Raw genomic sequence first — 17412 nt, forward strand, 5'->3', positions numbered from 1 at the left:
TCGCTTTTTTCACGGATTCTGCTGAAAAAACCTCATATCCGGATTTTTTCAGTGAGAATGTAATTCCACGATTTAAATTTTCATCATCTTCAACCACGAGTATACCTGGCATAGCATATGCACCTCTCTTTATTAACTATTCATCTTAAAATGCTTCAATGTCTCCACATGATACGGCATCTTTGTTGAAACACACATTTTCTGCCTCGTGTTCTTCAAAAGAACACATATTATTATCATTCAACAAGTCATGATTGCTCTGAAATATCCTGCATATCCAAGAAAATCCCTCATCTTTTTTCTTTGGCGGAAACTTACATATTTTTTCATTAACACGACCTGTGTTTCCCAATCTATTGGTAATTCTGTATTCGGCATCCGTTACACCCTCTTTCATAGTAAAAAAAAAGAATGGATATACCATTCTTAATCCCGCCAATGGAATATTTGGATTCGGGCATTACCCTCGCCTTCCTACGGTCTACAATAATACTAGCACATACCTACGAAAATATCAATAATTTATTTTAAAATTTGGCAAAAAATGGGCATGCACCATCAACATTGATGATCCATACCCATTATATTATTCAGCAAATTCTATGTCAATCCCAGCAAACATCTCATCACTCATTCATCACTCATTTGCCACCCCCTCCTTCCTAAGAATAAGTAACTTACCCTAAGTCATATATTAAGCTGAAAATTTACCATATCAGAGAGCGACGTAATATTCTCATCTAAGATCAGTTTTTCTTCTTTTATTTTTACTCTTCCATTCGCCGAAGAAAGACTTTCATGAGTTTTACATAAACAATCGAATAAAGCTTTTATTTTATCTTTATCTCTTCTTGAAAGGTAATGAATTGAGAAAATTGTAAAATCTCCCCATAACGAGGCAATTGTGCCATAATCACTTTCTGCGAATCGAGTTACTATATTTTCAAATAAAAGAATCCATGTATCATCATTGAACATCTCATAGTAACGTTCAAATACATCGCTAATTCCGCTACCAATATAACCATACTTGCTTTCAGATAGAATAAATTTAACAACACATCTATTTACATATTCTTCCATATGTTTTGGCTCGATAATATCCCCAGCCTCCATAATCAGCTTATGTAATCCGATTTCTCTTTTTTCTATTTGTGTAAGAATTACTCCTTCTGCCTTTTCATTATATCCATCTTCTTTCAAAAGATTGATAATTTCGAGATTATAGTCCCTTCCTGTTTCTACAGAGAAATCTTTCTGTTCCGCTTTATCATACAATCCTTTAGCCATAAGCTTTTCTCGTATTTCATGACTTGAAATGCGAGAAATAATTTCATAATTGTAACTTTTTAAGGTTTCCAATCGATTGTATTCTCTATCATTCTCTATATTCACTTTAATCCATGAATTTGTAAGTTTGTATAATGCAAGTAATTCAGAATCACCAGAAATCAAATCTATATTGCAATATAGAGAATCAAGAACTTTCATTCTCCAATAAACTAAATCTTTAGGGTGATTTTTTAACTCAAATAATGCATTACAATACTTATATCCCAATTTAACTGCATCCTCTAGCAACTCTCTATCAACTTCGCTTGAAAACCTATTATCACCAATAGAATCCGCTAAATTTGAAACAGAAAACAGTCTCATACCATAACAGCATAATTTTTCTTCATTCAGAGGAAGTTTTTTATAACAATCAAGTAAACCATTTAACGAATAGTCTTTTCTTCCAACATATCCAAACATTTTATATTTCTGTTTTTCTCGTATTTCCTCTATAAAATTTTTTTCTCCAAAGTATTCCAATGCCGGTATTATGTATTTACAAAAATCTTCCATCTCATCGTATTCTGATTTCCAAGCCACTCCATCAATGCCACACCAATATTCTGCAACTTTTAGAAATTCAGCATGCGCATTGGATATACAGAACAACTTGTTAAACTCTGGAACAAATCGAGTCTTCTCCCATTCCAAACATTGAACGACCGCTTTACAAATAGTATCGATAATTCCTGCCTTGGGGTTATGCTCGGAAAAGCTCACCAATACTTTACGTAAAAATCTCATAACAGTATATCCATTACAATCATTCACGGATCCAGGACCATACTTATCCGCAAAATACATCAATGAAAATATATCATCTTTCGACAATACTTCTTTTCTATCCGACGAATAGAATTGTTCACTAACATGCTTTGCAATATCATACTGTGCTAATGCCGGTTTGTAACCTCTTTGAGATTCACCATTATGAGTTAGATTCAATATCTCTTTATAACATTTTTCTATTAATGCCTCCTCAATCCTACCAAACAGGCACAGTTTAGCCTTAATCAATGAAATTATTCTTAAATCTTCGTATTTATAATTGCTATCAATTTTTTTAATATCATTTAAATGGTTACTAACATATTCTATCCCAGCCTCGCATTTATATGAGTTTAATAGTCCATACGTGCAAATCTCGATAATAATTTCTATAGGTGCAGACATTCCTAACAGAATATCCAATAATTCGTCAAATGATTCTTTCTCAAGATTCTTTTCTTCAGCAATCTGATGAATATATTCATACAATGAATCTGGATTATACCATTTAAAAGTGAATGTTTGCCTGATATCTTCTTTTGATGTACGACATACACTAGCATCTAGCCATCCATCTACAAAATAAACATAATCGTTAGAATTTCCAGTAAGAGCCTCCATATAATCTGCGCCATAGCATCTATATATATATCCAGCCTTAACAAGCGTTTCTTTTTTTAGCTCCCCGCTTAACAATTCCTCTATATTATATCCGCTGAGGTATTCATCAAAAAGTTTACGTCCACGTTCAAACCCAGCCTTAGCAGCAAAATCAATATCTAAAATGATTTGTTCTATATCATTCTTAATATTCAAACAATATTTTTCCGCTTTAGTCTTTTTGTTGATACTTTGTGCTTCAAAATAATCCGATTCTTTTGCATAATACTGTATGCAATTTGCATACTGTGCCAAACAAAGAGACACTGCACTTGAATGTATGCATACTTCTTCAAGATTATCCATTGGCAATTGGTGCGCTAGTATAAACTGCTGAAGTATCCTATCAAACGATATCCCATATAATGCTGAATCCATTACATATTCAACATCAATCAGTTTCAACACCTCATCAGTGGCCTTACAAGATACTAGTAAATTAAAAGAGATATCATATCGATATTTCCATAATTCTCTATCCTGTTTAATTCGATTAATTATTGATTCGGTAATTCCTTTTATATTTGAATTGTGAATAATTGCATTCTGTAAAAAAAGCCTTACATCATTATGAAAAGCGAAGTATCTATCGCCTTCACATACAATAATTGGATATAAGCCATTTAAAACAAACGCCGCCTCGTCGTGTTCAACTCCACACATTTGAGCCACATCATAAGCGTTAATACGTTTACTTGAAAACGCCATAATTGCCTCAATTTTGTATAGCAAAAGGCTTTTTTCCTGCGAACTAATAATCCATTCGTAATATTTATCAATTTGTTTATTTAAAAACCTACTATTTAGTTCCTTCTCTATTGCCTCGAAGGAAAGTGGCAATACCATTTTCTTCAATTCCAGAATTGCAAATATTATATTAAGAACATTGTTCCCAATAACTGAAATAACGGTTTTCGCCAAGTTTTCCATATCGACTGTATTCTCTGCCACACCGCTTTGCTCTAATAATATAACAACATCATCTGTATCCAAAGCCGGCATGCTGTAATATGTAATACCTTTATTATCTTTCATCCAAGACGGATAACCATCATTTATAGGCTGTCCGACCAAGACAAAATAAAAATCATCCCCGATTTCCTCTGGTCTTGGCAATTGAGATAAAAATGAATTTCGTGCATCTTTTGATCTTGCAGCATGATCTAATCCATCTATAAAAAAGTAGCAAGGCCTTCCTATACATTTTGCATATTCCGGTAGGAAATGTATTACCGTTTCCCGCATTTCAGAAACAGACATAAATTGGTATATAAGTGGAAACTTTACAACAGATAATAAATTATTCTCTTCAAATTTTTTCTTAAGCTGTACGAGAATACTTCTCCACAAAATATTACCTAAATAAAAGCCTTCATCATCACTATATGAACCATCTACTTTATTTACTGGGAGATATGTGTAAAATCTAAAATCAACTATAGACTCATTCATCTGTGATAAATAACTTATAAAATTTGTTTTTCCACAGCCCGGTAATCCTTCTAAGAATATGATATGATTACTATTCTTTTTAATGTCATCTATAAAGGTCTCCCCAAACCGTTGTCGAGAAGGAAGTATCGGTTTTTCTGGACATAGTTCATATGAAGGAACATCCGGCTCGGTATAGCATAATGCTCCATATACATTTTCTCTTGTTATTTCCTGCTTCTCTCTTCTTGATGTTGCCCATATATTCAATTTAGAAAGAAGACTATTTAAGCAAAAATCTATCGCATCACTATTATCTGTTCCTAGTATTTCGCCAATCTTCACACGTATTTTTTCTTCCACATCAGCAAGACACGACTCTTTTCTAAAAGAGAAAATTTTAGTGAAACACGCCGCCTCATTAGAATCTAAATTTATCTCCAAATTTTCTCTGTACCATTCGATAGCCTTCTGCTCATTAGGCTTTGCCGAAGTATAATTATAATTATCTTGTAAGCATGGAAACACCTTGGAAATAAAGTCATCCATTGAACACTTTCCATCTATTTCCTGCGGACCCCATTTTTTATTTGTTACAATTTGAATACCTTTAAAATTATAATTATCTTTATTATTCTTCCATTCTAAAGCCAGCGTATTCAGTAAAGGCTTTTTCCCAGAAGCTAAAAAAGAATATGTGAAATTAGCATCTTCATCTGTATGTTTTACTTGAATATTTAAAATGCTTTTATCACTATAATTTACTACGACATCATCTAATACCTGAAAATCAGTTGATTGAAGTATTACTGATTCAATTGATGTATCTTGTAGCATATTCAAGCATTCTAGTATTCCAATTTCCCATTCAAACCAATATGGTGTACCTATTCCCGAATTATACATGTTCTCCCTCTATTCTTTTCAAAACGTAATTACATAATTGATAACAATACGTCTCAACTTCTTCTGTAGACATATTTATATGGTATCCATTCACAAGCGAATCAAATAAATAGTTTACCTCTTCGTAATAATCCTTATTATAAAATTCTACTCCAAATAATTTATTCAAGCCTCGTACCATTTGAGATAATTCTTTATAATTTACTGGAAGGACATAATCGATTTTGTCATCAATAATCTTCTTCATCAGCCTCTCATTTCCTATTATTTTTGAGGCTATATTTATAAAATCTCCACAAGTTTCAAAAACATTCCAATCACACATGAACTGCCAACGAAAAAAGAAAGGACTCCATACCTCTGCTGGTGCGATCTTTATATTATATGGCACCAATTCCTTCTTTAATTCATCCTCTATGCAATTATAAGTTCCTTCCAATATGGCTATATCATTTTTTCTCACATCAATCGGATAATAAACGCCCTTATCATCGCATATTATGTAACCAATTATTCTGTAATATTTTTCAATGACATTTATAGCATCTCTTGTAAAAAAAACATATCCTACAACTAAATCATCATTATAATTTGAGGTGTCTAATTCCCTAAAACAATGCTTAAAATCATCAAAAACTAATATTGAATCCATAATACCACCTTCTCTGTTGTATTAATCTATAATAAATTGTCCAGCCTGTTATAGGCTGGACATAAGCAGATTCTTATGACATCTGAAAAACAGCTTTTAACCGGTACTTCTTTGGAACCTAACTAAAAAAAATTATGTTATATCAACTTGTCACAACCATTTTTCTCACAATTACTTTAATTCCGCTTCAAACTTTTTAAAAAGTTCAGGACATTCTTTTTTATATCTTTCTGTTGGGGATAAACCGCCTTCATCCGGTAACAATCCTTCTCCGCTGCTAACAGGATGGGGCAAATACTTGCATTTAAAATATACTGTCGGATATGTGTAAATAATACTCATATTTCCAAACAGTTCTTTCATTAGGTAAATTTCAATAATATAAAGTGAAGCCAATGCTAATACTGCATTTTCAAGTGTTGCATTTTTTATAGATTCCTTTTCGTCATGCTTTATCGAATTATATGCAAACCACCAGTCCAATCCTTCTACTTTTACATTCTTTCCATTATCAATACGTGTCGTCTTCCAATCATGTAAAGGTGTATTAATCCAAAAAGGTGTACTTACTTCAAAATCAATAATTTTAGGGAATACTCCTAGTATTGTTTCGCTTATATCTCCTATCCTCTTGGTTTTTACTCCCTTAGCACTACATAAGGCCTTACTCATTATTTCAAATTCAGAGGCTGCTAAAACAATTATTTGTTTAAAAATATCAGAGTATACTTTTCCATGTACAAGTTCTCTTATTCCATCATATTCTTGCAAACCATGGTCTATATAATGCTTTGTATCATCCAATCGTTCAGCAAGGGAACAAAAATAATTCCAATGCTGTATAAGTTCAATTTGCTCCATACATTCTTTTCTGCTTTCTAGTTTTGAAAGCATTCCCCCTTCTCTATGATTTCTAATTCTTGTTATATCCAAATTGTCGAGTCATTAAGATCTCTTTCCACCAGGATTCCCTCTCTAATATCGCATCATCATCTGTTGTACTTTTATATATTTCCAAGATGCTATATCTGAAATTCTTCTGAATATATTCAAAATCAAAACTCTTCAACTCAATATTTCCACCATTTCCATTGGCTATGTAATCCTTCCATCTTCCCCAAATCATATTTTCACCTGTTGCAGAGCCAACATATTTCTTTCCATTTGAAGAATCCGTAATAAGATACACTCCTTTTTGATTTGCGAGCGCAGTTTTCCAAGCATCAGTATCAATTAGGCCTGATAACTCTTCCCAGGTAACATTCACCTTGTCATAACCTGGAAATTCTGTCTTGCAGACATCTCTTGTTATTTCGAGCACCTCGAAATCTTCAATATAGTTCTCTAGACAAAGATATGATGCTCGAAAATCCTTCTTAAATCCAATTATCATCTTGCCAATTAAGTCAGTGCCAATATTAACAAGTTTCGTATCATATCTATATTGAAATGGACCATTTGGTGTTTCTTTCACAGAGATACTTTCGTATATTCCCGCAAAAATCCATTCATCTTTGTGCCAATATATAAGTGACAGAATATATTTTCTTTGAAAATTTTTCTGCGTCTGCTCTTCCTGCCATACTTTATATTTTGATTGATCTTGAAGAAACAAACGTAAAGGTAAAAATGTATCTGTAGAGCCTCTTCCACAGTGCACTTTAAACTCTAATTCCTTTTCTTTTAAAAACGGCAATACATCTTTTACCTTCATTCCCTCACTCCTTTATTTTTCCAAATATGATATCTTTTTGCCGTGATTCTGTGCATACTCAATTTCAGATCGTGTACTCTCTCCGATATAACCACCCACATTAATAACATAAATAGAATCGGCCATATCTATCTTTCGCTTATGCATGTCATCCAACATCTCTTTTGTCTTTGTCAGGGTTCCTTCATCCATATTTTCCCAAACTTACTGATCACCTGAATGTCCAAATAGTCCTACACTTATAACAATATTACCTTCTAATGTAAGTCTCTTCTGTTCTTCCATAAATTCATCTTTAAAACGTGTGCTTCCACATAGGGTTACTACCGGATAATTTCCAACCATTAAACTGCCTCCGCAAAATAATCAGTTACAATCTTCTCTAGCTGACCAGCTATTTCATTAAAGGGTAAATTCAAATCTAAAGAACCAACTGTTATCTTGTTTCCTCCCATCGAAAACTGATTAGCCGGCTGGAACTCTTCACTTGTCTTTGCATATAAAAGCATTCCAGCTACATTGCCAATCTGGTCCTTATCCCAGTTCTTTACATAAGTATAAATCTGGTACAAATTGGCATTTCTATATGTCTGAACATCAAAGTTTGACTGCATCTGCTGACCATAATATTTTGCATCTAAGATTAGAACTCTTCCATCTTTCGATTTAAGCGTTATATCAGTAATCATGTTTGGAAGCCACGTATCATTGTCATCATCAAGGTTCCACTGTACCTGATCCGGATTAGCCCTTAATTCTGGATGATGATACCGGAAATATTCAAGGATAAACTTTTCATAAAGATGACTCATTCTCTGATCATCAAGGAATGTAGCCATCTTTATCATTCCCTGCTCAGTAGAAAGTAATAATCCATCAATCACAAGTCTACAAATGTTCAATAGCATCCTATAACTCTGATTATTCCTCTGATATCGAATTTTATCACATTTGATTGCTGAAGGCTCAATGTAATCAACGCTATCAAAAAACAACAAGTCTTTTTTCAAAACTGACTTATTTTCAATCTTCACATTACCTTGCTTAATCAATAACGTAATTGTAGTTTCAATGACACCATGTTTTCTATTAATATAACCGACGTAACTATTCTTCATCATAAAAGTCATCAAGTACATATGTTGTTACAGGTGTAATATAAAGTTCATACTTAATAACAAGCCTTACCAGATCATTGCCATCAATTAACGTTATTGGTGTACCTTCTCTTGCTGCCTCCCTTGCTGCATTAGTAAATCTGCTATTTGTAATAAACACTCCATAATCTGCCTGAAATTTATTCATAGCCCCCAAAAACTGATTTATATCAGGCTCACTCACAGGAGCTGTGTTATATCGTTTACATTGAATTACAACTCTGGTTGTTCTGAAATCATCATCGTCTGTATGATATCCATATCCATCAATTCCACCATCATTCGATATTTTAATACCCTTATCCGTAAACTGTACTCCCATTTTAGTCAGTAATGCTCTCGAGAATTGTTCAAATTTCTTAGGAGACATATTTGCTATTGCACTTTGCAATTTGACCTTAACATCATCCAATATATCATCAGCATTTATACTGTTTTCATCTTCGATTTCTTTTGGCATTACACTATTCTTCTCTTTATTCTTAGCTGATTTTTCTTCCCAATAAACAGCTGCCTTTTCTCGAACTTCCTTCTTAACATCAAAATTTAAAACATCAACAGCGGCTCCTTTTTCCGTTAATGTCACAAGTGGTTTATATCTAACATATGTAAGGAATCCCAAATAACTTAACTCTTTAAGAGCAAAATTAAACTTAAAATCAAATTTCTTATATTTAGAACCGGTTTTATTAGATGTATATAGCTTTTGTTCAAATTCAGCAATCTTCTCGTCTTTTTCACTAATTCTATCCCTAATTTCTGCTCTCTCCAATTGACCACCGGCTTCTTGTAGCACTTCTATGATTGGCTTTATTAAGTATGAAACTTGTTCCTCTGTATTTAATGTATCGTAAAACATTATGTGCCTTCCTTTTCTTTGCATATTTGTTATTTATTAAATAATATCCAATATTCTTGTAATATGATAGCCCATATCATCATAATTATTTCTCTGATAAATGATTATTTACAGACTTTTCTTCATAGTCTCTAGGCAGCTAATCCTCTTAGCTGCCTACCCGCCAATGGAATATTTGGATTCAGGCATTACCCTTGCCTTCCTACGGTCATTCTTATTATATTCTCAAACTAATTTACTATTCCTATAAGAACAGTGTTTTATCATATAATTCTTTCCAATTCGCTGGTAATACATTCATCTTATATATCAATTTTTGTTTTTGAAATAAGTTTTTCTAATTCCTCTGCCAACATATCAGCATCTTTTTGTGGTAATATTTTCTTCAATGCATATAATCGTGAATAAAGATTTGTATTATCCGGAAGTACATCTGCACTATCCCTATTATCTGGAATTACCACAGAAGAAGTCATACCAACCACCATAGAATGATGCGCGCAATAATTTCTTAGATTTCTAACTGAATCTAACCATGTATCCATCTGCTTTGTTACTTCCTTTTTATAGTTATTTTGTGAATATGTATAAGCTAATAAATGTAACAGAGGATAGGAAATTACAGAAATAAGTATCCCATGTTACATTGTCATCATCGACATGCCAGAATAGGAATGTAGCAATCGGATAATCCAAAAGAATGGAGTCCCACAGCTTTTCAATCTGCTCCATGCTCCATACATACTGTCTTTGGAACTCAGGCATTACGTACTTGCCATCTTTTATATTCTAAATAACCTCATATATCGTAACGCTGCTGTCAATTAATACGCTCATGTTTACTCCCCTCCCTGATAAAAGCTATTTTTGTATTGCAGTAAGACTGTCTCAACCTCACTCCAAATCCATACTCTTTCACCATCATCTTCAAAAACTTTTCCATGTGATTTAGGACCGTCAATCTTCATCTGTGAGTAGTTGTTTTTGAAAGTCGGAACATACAGGTCGGGATGATTCTTATCACTACACAGCCTCTCCATCATTGTCAAAGTAGCTTCTCCGGCAATATCTACTGCCTCGAAATATGCTCTGATAATTTTGTGGTTGTACTGAGTAGGTTTTAATGACCATATAGGAATACGCTGAATTGCTTTTCCGTAATAATCTTTGCTTTCATTAGCCCTATTTGCAGCCTTTGGATTGTATTCCTGAGAGGCCTTTTCAAACGATTTTGCAATATACCAACGCATACAGGTTTCAATAGCTACATTCTCACTCTCATTTGTAAGGTTTAATGCAAGGCAAAACTTCTCATATATATCAGAATCTACAGCAAAACAAATTTTCTTTTCCATACTACACCGCCTCTCAAAAGGTACAATAATCTACCATCCAGTATAACTGTTTTATTAGTATTTTGTCAATACTAATCGACTTTTGAGTATATACAAAAGTCCCCCGCCGAAGCGAGGCGCCAATAATCTGAACTGTATTTACCTGTGGATATCCACGCTTGTGCCGGATTTGAATTCCACGATAACTTTCTCATGAACAATATTCAAATATGTATCAAGACTCATTGCCCTTCTGCCATTTTCAACACTTTTGATAGTATTCGATGATACATCACAACAATAAATAGTATTACAGCTACATTTAGTTTATAAAGAACTGCAGAAAAGACAGCTATCCCCAAAACACTGGTACCGAGACTTTGTAGTACATCATACACTTGCGTTAAGGGTGAATGTCCGTTACAGCACAGGAAACTTTCCTCTTGCAGCTTTCGAAATATTCCGTTGTTAATAGATATATGCGCAAAGGCTCAGCACATCAGCTCCTGCTATAAACATATTTCTTTGTTTTAGATCTAAAACAAAGAAAACTCTCTTTTTTCATTATATATTCCTCTTTCAATCAACTCCCTAATAACACTAATGCGTGGTCTTAATCCCCGTCTATCATATATGTACCTTCCAAAGCGCTCCGATTCCTCAAATATCATTTGAATATCAATATCATAAACCTCAAAATAGCAGTCTTCAGGTGATTCATTATAAAATTTCACGAAATTCAATCTATCCCATTTGATTTCCGGTGAAAAGCTAGAAAAATCCATTCGTCCTGTTGCATATTTTATTTCAATACGATTTTTTCCTTTTGGTGCGTTTGGGTCAAAACAGTCAAAACCGACACTCATATTATCAATTCTCCAATATCTCATTTTATACGCAACTAAAGCTTCTACAAACTCTGGTGGCAAACTACTAGGTCTTCCGCCGATTTGCTTTATTTTTTCATTCAAGTTCATCCAATCAGAATATAATTTCTGTAATAAAAACATATCCTCTTCTTCATATTGTATTATGTTTATAGGTGTTTCTCTCTCCAAAATATCTAAATAATTCTCTTTTCTTATCATTATAATTCCTCCTGATTGAAAGATATAAATAATAAAATACATAATAATTCTAAGTATCTCTGAATAACATCTTGATACTTATTGAATGTTGCTTGTAAACAATTTATTTTTGTACATGTTATTACTAATACAAACTCTGTCGTATCGTCTACACTCAATGGTATAGCCAATATAGATTGATACTGTCTATCATCATCTAAATCTAAAAATGGTACATCGGCCTTTCTATTATCAATATCCCCACAATAGATTATTCTTTTTTCCTTAAAAGCAGTCCCAACCAAAGAACCATTATCTAAACGTAATTTATCTATTGTTCCAGGTGAATGCTTAGTTGATACTAAAATTTTACACTGTCCTTTATCATCTTGTAAAAAGATACTTGTATTCATTTTTGCATTCTTTGAAAAAACATCATCCCGAAAAATATATTCTATCTCTGCGATTAGAGCTTGTAGTTCTATATTTTCATATTTCTTTCTATTTTTTAAAGAATAAAGTATTTTTCTATTAACTGAAGCTGTATTTATGTAATATTCGCACTTATTCTTTAGTAATTCTATTTCTTGTTCTAAGCTATCAATTTCTTGATTTATATCATCTCTTTCACGTTCCACATCATTTATTCTATCATTTAAAGAAGCTATTGATTCTAGTAGTTCATCTTTTTCTTTTTTCAGACTATCAATTCCTAAATTTTCAATCTGTTTATCGAAATACTCTTCTTGAACCCTTAGTTTTCTTCTTAGACCAATAATAATTACAATAAAAATAGATATAATTACTGCAAATATTATTCCAATAATTAAAAATATTTTATTTTTTTGAAAAGCATACCATATTCCATTCGCAATCATTTGGATTGTGAAGACACCTATGCCGCTAAAAACATCTGTCTTTTTTATATCCATCATTTTCTCCTTACGTAATATTTACTAGAAATTTGCTAATGCAATAATATCATCTGAAAATGCCTCAACGCATCCTCAATCGCCTTTTCCTTCTCCTTTGGGCATTTTGGCTGTCTTGCATCCTCCGATTTTGAAAGATTATAATTCTCCCTCTTCTCCAATCCATGCTTATCTTTTACCTGCGCAATATACAGATTAGATACCTTAAGTCCTGTCTCCTCCAGCACATATTTCTTAATTTCCTCATACGTAGCCTTACTCTCAGCAGAAGTAATATCCATCTCATCCATATCCAGTTTCACGCTTTCATGATGTTTTGCTTCATGAAGTTTAGACAAAAGACATACAGTCTCCACATGCGTCGCTTGCCGAAGAAGAATACAATTCTTCGTCACTCTCCATTCCTACACAATTCTGTCTTTCATCGTCTAATTTCATCTCATCACTAACATTCAATGTAAAAGTCTGATCAGCCATAATCAAGCCCTCCTTATGAATGTTTTTATATTTATTTTGATTTATTAGTTCCACTATATCCATTCAGTATTGTAGATATAAGGCAGATAAAGCTATCCCTGTTTTCTTCTGGAATTACCTCAATCAAACTGTTGAAATTATTCTTGGCTGTTTCTAAGTCATTTGCTATTGGCAATTTATCAAGATTACGTTTTAGCAATTCAACATCATTCAATAAAACTCCATATTGTTCCATGTCTAACTCTTTTTTATCGTAGCATTCTTTTAAAAACTCATTTGCCTCATCTCCCAATCCTGCTTTTGTATATGCTTTTGAAAGTTTATCTATAACAATAATCGAATTGTCTGATGCATAATACCGCTTCAGAATAACCACTCTATATACTGGTGGAAGAGTGCTAAAAGCTGTAGGCATCCATGAATTTGTTACTATTCCAAATCCGTTATGCTTAAAATAAGCAACAAATACTTCTAAGGAAAATTCTCTTACTGCTTCAATTGCTTTTTCTATATTTGCTTCGGTATATTTTCCTTCTTCACCTTTATGAACGCCTTTATTTCCCACAGTTTTAGCTTTTATAAGCCTATTCACTACGGTTTTATCCATAAATTGCTTAGATGTCGTCAATTTATCATGCAAATCATAATCATTCCACTTTCCTTTATCTGTTTCAGATACAAATTCATATACAATCTCATCGCATATATACTCAATACAAATTCTTATATCTTCTGCTCTGTAATGCTTTCTATTTTCTTTTTCCTGCGCATAGTTAAAATACTTTCTTGAAAGTGGCGAAATCAAAGGCATACTAATGTTCATAGTCTATCCCTCCTCCATACTTCATTATTATAATCTGTACAATATATAACTAATGAAATTATACCACAATCTATGCGGTCTTTGTTGTACTTTTTTCAACCTTGAACCATTCCTTTGCATTCGGGACAACACTGTTGCCATTCCCTTTCATAACAAAGGTCAGCTTAAACGGATCTACCGTGCCATCGTTCCATTTACCTTCCCTGGCTTTCTGCATCCTTCCTTCCATTGTCTGAACACGAATGTTCTCGCGTTCAATCTCTGCCACTGCTGACAGAACAGATATCATAAGCTTCCCGGCATCTTTGGATGAATCTATTCCGTCCTCCACACAAATCAGATTCACTCCAAAATCCTGCATTACTTGTAATGTTGCAAGTACATCTGCCGCATTTCTTCCAAATCTGGAAAGTTTAAATACAAGAACATAAGATACTCCATCTTTTCCTGACTTAATATCCTCCATCATCTGATTAAATGAAACTCTTCCCTCTATTGATTTGCCGGGCTTTCTGCATCCTCATACTCACCGGCAATTTCATATTCATTATAGTCGCAGAACGCTTTCATTTTTGTTTTCTGTGCATCCAGAGAATAGCCATCTATCTGCATGGTTGTCGAGACACGGGTGTAAAGATACACTTTTATTTTCTCTTTAGACATTCTGATCACCTCATAACATCAATTTTGCGGTCGAAAAAATCGACTGCAGATTATATTTGTTTATCCGGCAGCAAAAGTAATCTATCTATTACCGGATGAATAATTGCGGTTTCTGTAATCTGATTAATTGCACAGAGCTTCTTCCCTGCATCTTTACTGGATGCTCCGCAGTGATAAACCAGTTCTGTCTCCTCACCATAATCAAGTACAATTAACCTATCATGACAATCAGGATTAGGCTTAATTTGAAGAGAAGGATATTCATTTTGAAAATCTGTCACTAAAGATTTTGTAAGAAACCCCTTCCCACCTTTTCCATTTTCTGTGAACAAAACAACCTCCACACCATCAGCCTTCTGAGAAAGATGTTGTAATGACTTTGCATTCATATAATCATCTACAACATAGATTGATTTCTTTGCTTGCTGATAGATTTCTATGTAAGCAATGTCAGCCTCTAACTTCTGTCCTTTATAAATAACAAAATCCTTTTTATCCTTATCAGTAATAAAGTTATCTGCTAAAATGGTCACATCTTTTTGAATGAACTCTACCTTTTTCTCCATTCGATCCTGTCTCTCAGTTATCGTTCCAACCTTCGCTGTTAAAAGTTCCATTTCATTTCTAGTAACAAACTGTTGATTTTGACTAATATAGTGACGCATCTCCCTAAAAGTACGCATTATAAATATACTCTGCTGTTCTGCCAATTCTCCACGAAGAACTGTCGCAAGCATATAAATTCCTTGTTCTGTAAATGCGTATGGTAATTTTCTACGCCCTCCTTCTTGCCCTTCAAAATAATTTATATTCCGTGAAGTCACAAATTGTGATTTCACCAATTCCACTTCTTCTTTAGTTAGTTGAAACATAAAATCTTCTGGAAATCTTGTCAAATTACGTTTTACCTGTTGATTTAAATTTTTAACTTGATAACCATAAATTTCTGCCAAATCCTGATCCAACATTACTTGCTGTCCACGAAGTATGTACACCTTACTCCGAATAGCATCTGTAGTAATCAATTCTTTTGTTCCTTCCATTCTTCCTCCCAACCAATCGATTACAATTTCTATAAATTGCTGATTTCTATTCTGTTGCTATGAAATCACACATCCCTTGTTATTAGCATTCCTTGTATATTCCATCTTCTTGCTCTTCGGACAAGAAGCATCCATCGCTCAAAGAACTCGGTCAATTGTGACTTCACAGACTATTTTTCCACAATGCTTTCCATCTGCTCCAGTTTCTGCAATGCCTTCATATATGCCATCAATCTTTTATACTGCTCGTCTTCAAGGCTATGAATCTGCTTCAATATCTTAATATCCGACCTGGTAACTTCATAATCCATATCTGCATCTTTATACTCCGGATCAATTCCTTTTCCCGTTAAAAGCTGTTCCGGTGTAATATCCAATGCGTCACATATGGATAACAGACAGTCTGCTTTTGGATTCGTCTTTTTCTTTTTCCAATCACTAATGTTACTTGTTGCAATCCCAGTTCTTCTCGACAGTTCCAACTGACTCATGTTCTTCTGCTCCATTATGTAAAAAATTCTTTCACTGATAATCATGTGTGTTCCTCCGTTATATTTTATATCCGTATTTATCGTTTTTATTTCCGTTTATACGGTCATTCTATCATGCCGCAGCATTTCTTTCAATAGAAATGATAATACTTCTGAATTTCTCAATATTTTCTGTTTTATATAATTCCATGTACAACTGTTTTATTCTCTTCATACGAAGATAATTATCAGGATCCGGTAATTGGTCCAGTTCCATTGCGTCTGCATACTTTGCCACCATTTCTCCAATAAAATTCGCCAAATCACTCCATGCATCTCTTTCTTTTATAACCACTTTATTTTTAATCATAATTGAAATCCTTTCTGCCATTGTTATCCATCATATCCTATCCAAGATACTATTCTTTCGTTCAGATAGGATAAGATAGATATTATTAAAATTAGTATTGTTAATATTAGTCTTATTAGATTTTGATTTTTTCAGTTCCAGACCTGTAGAAATAAAAACTCTGTAATCGTAAAAATCAAAATTTCTGACTGTGGTTTTTACGTCTTATGTGCTTTGATTTTTTCTTATGTGGATATCTTTCAAAACACTTTCTTTAAATAGAGCTTGTTAGGTTTTCCAAGTCCCTGTCTCCTACGTTCAAGTGCCCCGAATGTCTCCAGTTCGTCCAATAACTTGCAGGCTTTTTGTGTTCCACAATTCAATATCTCACAAATATTTATTACAGAATAATAGATAAATACTCTTCCGTTTTCGTCCACCCATCCATTTTTTATAGATAATGAAACCCTATCTAAAAAGATTACATATAAAAGTTTTGCATCTATTGACAACCCCAAAAAGCATGCATCATCTATTAGACATTTTGGTAACTTGAAGAAAGTAAACTGCTCTTCACCAGTACAGTAATTAAACGTCGGCTTAATGCACAGATTTTCTATTCCATTTCTTCCAAGCCTCTGTTCTTTTTCTAAATTTCTCATAAATAAAGTCCTTCCTTTCATTTTTTCTCAAATTGGCAAGCAGTGCCCCGGTATATACCCGGCGCATTTTTGCTTGTTGGGGAAAATGCCCCAATCCCCTCGAACTGCAG

20 protein-coding genes and 3 pseudogenes are annotated in these 17412 nt (G+C 33.5%); all 23 read right to left on the bottom strand.

Annotation, left to right across the window (positions count from 1 at the left end; genetic code table 11):
- Positions 1-112, bottom strand: a pseudogene (locus ACW6PM_RS08195) (response regulator transcription factor); the annotation flags it as partial.
- A gap of 33 nt (positions 113-145) precedes the next feature.
- Positions 146-424, bottom strand: a complete 279-nt coding sequence (locus ACW6PM_RS08200) for a hypothetical protein (protein ID WP_456056836.1) — start codon at positions 422-424, stop codon at positions 146-148.
- A gap of 263 nt (positions 425-687) precedes the next feature.
- Positions 688-5100 carry a hypothetical protein gene (locus ACW6PM_RS08205; RefSeq protein WP_456056837.1) on the bottom strand — a complete coding sequence of 1471 codons (4413 nt, stop codon included), beginning with the start codon at positions 5098-5100 and terminating at the stop codon, positions 688-690.
- Positions 5093-5752 (bottom strand): hypothetical protein, encoded by a 660-nt coding sequence (locus ACW6PM_RS08210; RefSeq protein WP_456056838.1) that lies wholly within the window; start codon positions 5750-5752, stop codon positions 5093-5095. The genes ACW6PM_RS08205 and ACW6PM_RS08210 overlap by 8 nt, the downstream gene beginning before the upstream one ends.
- 171 nt (positions 5753-5923) lie before the next feature.
- Positions 5924-6646 carry a hypothetical protein gene (locus ACW6PM_RS08215; protein ID WP_456056839.1) on the bottom strand — a complete coding sequence of 241 codons (723 nt, stop codon included), beginning with the start codon at positions 6644-6646 and terminating at the stop codon, positions 5924-5926.
- A gap of 19 nt (positions 6647-6665) precedes the next feature.
- Positions 6666-7466: a GIY-YIG nuclease family protein gene (locus tag ACW6PM_RS08220; protein ID WP_456056840.1), complete on the bottom strand. Its 801-nt coding sequence runs from the start codon at positions 7464-7466 to the stop codon at positions 6666-6668.
- 12 nt (positions 7467-7478) lie between these two features.
- Positions 7479-7658, bottom strand: coding sequence for a hypothetical protein (locus ACW6PM_RS08225; protein WP_456056841.1), 180 nt, complete (start codon positions 7656-7658; stop codon positions 7479-7481).
- 12 nt (positions 7659-7670) lie between these two features.
- Entirely contained in the window at positions 7671-7811 is a 141-nt protein-coding gene (locus ACW6PM_RS08230) for a hypothetical protein (RefSeq protein WP_456056842.1), read from the bottom strand.
- Positions 7811-8605: a 5-methylcytosine restriction system specificity protein McrC gene (locus tag ACW6PM_RS08235; RefSeq protein ID WP_456056843.1), complete on the bottom strand. Its 795-nt coding sequence runs from the start codon at positions 8603-8605 to the stop codon at positions 7811-7813. The genes ACW6PM_RS08230 and ACW6PM_RS08235 overlap by 1 nt, the downstream gene beginning before the upstream one ends.
- The gene (locus ACW6PM_RS08240) at positions 8574-9482 is read right to left on the bottom strand and encodes a restriction endonuclease (RefSeq protein ID WP_117992965.1); all 909 of its coding nucleotides are present in this window, start codon (positions 9480-9482) and stop codon (positions 8574-8576) included. Before ACW6PM_RS08240 ends, ACW6PM_RS08235 begins: the two co-directional genes overlap by 32 nt.
- 302 nt (positions 9483-9784) lie before the next feature.
- Positions 9785-10027, bottom strand: a complete 243-nt coding sequence (locus tag ACW6PM_RS08245) for a hypothetical protein (RefSeq protein WP_456056844.1) — start codon at positions 10025-10027, stop codon at positions 9785-9787.
- A gap of 25 nt (positions 10028-10052) precedes the next feature.
- On the bottom strand, positions 10053-10268 hold the full coding sequence (locus tag ACW6PM_RS08250; protein ID WP_456056888.1) for a DUF262 domain-containing protein: 216 nt from the start codon (positions 10266-10268) through the stop codon (positions 10053-10055).
- A 53-nt stretch (positions 10269-10321) separates the two neighbouring features.
- Complete coding sequence (locus tag ACW6PM_RS08255) at positions 10322-10837, bottom strand: hypothetical protein (protein WP_456056845.1); 516 nt, start codon at positions 10835-10837, stop codon at positions 10322-10324.
- A gap of 515 nt (positions 10838-11352) precedes the next feature.
- Positions 11353-11904: a Bsp6I family type II restriction endonuclease gene (locus tag ACW6PM_RS08260; RefSeq protein WP_456056846.1), complete on the bottom strand. Its 552-nt coding sequence runs from the start codon at positions 11902-11904 to the stop codon at positions 11353-11355.
- The gene (locus tag ACW6PM_RS08265; protein WP_456056847.1) at positions 11904-12815 is read right to left on the bottom strand and encodes a coiled-coil domain-containing protein; all 912 of its coding nucleotides are present in this window, start codon (positions 12813-12815) and stop codon (positions 11904-11906) included. The genes ACW6PM_RS08260 and ACW6PM_RS08265 overlap by 1 nt, the downstream gene beginning before the upstream one ends.
- Before the next feature lie 35 nt (positions 12816-12850).
- Positions 12851-13177, bottom strand: a pseudogene (locus ACW6PM_RS08270) (recombinase family protein); the annotation flags it as partial.
- Entirely contained in the window at positions 13146-13292 is a 147-nt protein-coding gene (locus ACW6PM_RS08275; protein ID WP_456056848.1) for a hypothetical protein, read from the bottom strand. The pseudogene ACW6PM_RS08270 and the gene ACW6PM_RS08275, both read right to left, overlap by 32 nt.
- Before the next feature lie 31 nt (positions 13293-13323).
- A complete protein-coding gene (locus tag ACW6PM_RS08280) occupies positions 13324-14115 on the bottom strand; it encodes a hypothetical protein (RefSeq protein ID WP_456056849.1) in 792 nt (263 codons plus the stop codon).
- 181 nt (positions 14116-14296) lie between these two features.
- A pseudogene (locus ACW6PM_RS08285) lies at positions 14297-14778 on the bottom strand (recombinase family protein); the annotation flags it as partial.
- Between the two features lie 50 nt (positions 14779-14828).
- Positions 14829-15821 carry an ORF6N domain-containing protein gene (locus ACW6PM_RS08290; RefSeq protein WP_175305152.1) on the bottom strand — a complete coding sequence of 331 codons (993 nt, stop codon included), beginning with the start codon at positions 15819-15821 and terminating at the stop codon, positions 14829-14831.
- A gap of 170 nt (positions 15822-15991) precedes the next feature.
- Positions 15992-16357: a helix-turn-helix domain-containing protein gene (locus ACW6PM_RS08295; RefSeq protein WP_175305153.1), complete on the bottom strand. Its 366-nt coding sequence runs from the start codon at positions 16355-16357 to the stop codon at positions 15992-15994.
- Positions 16358-16424: 67 nt separating this feature from the next.
- Positions 16425-16682, bottom strand: coding sequence for a hypothetical protein (locus ACW6PM_RS08300; RefSeq protein WP_117699325.1), 258 nt, complete (start codon positions 16680-16682; stop codon positions 16425-16427).
- A gap of 218 nt (positions 16683-16900) precedes the next feature.
- Positions 16901-17302, bottom strand: a complete 402-nt coding sequence (locus ACW6PM_RS08305; protein WP_195231652.1) for a replication initiator protein A — start codon at positions 17300-17302, stop codon at positions 16901-16903.
- Positions 17303-17412 lie beyond the last annotated feature (110 nt).

This window comes from Agathobacter sp. (genome assembly GCF_977054825.1).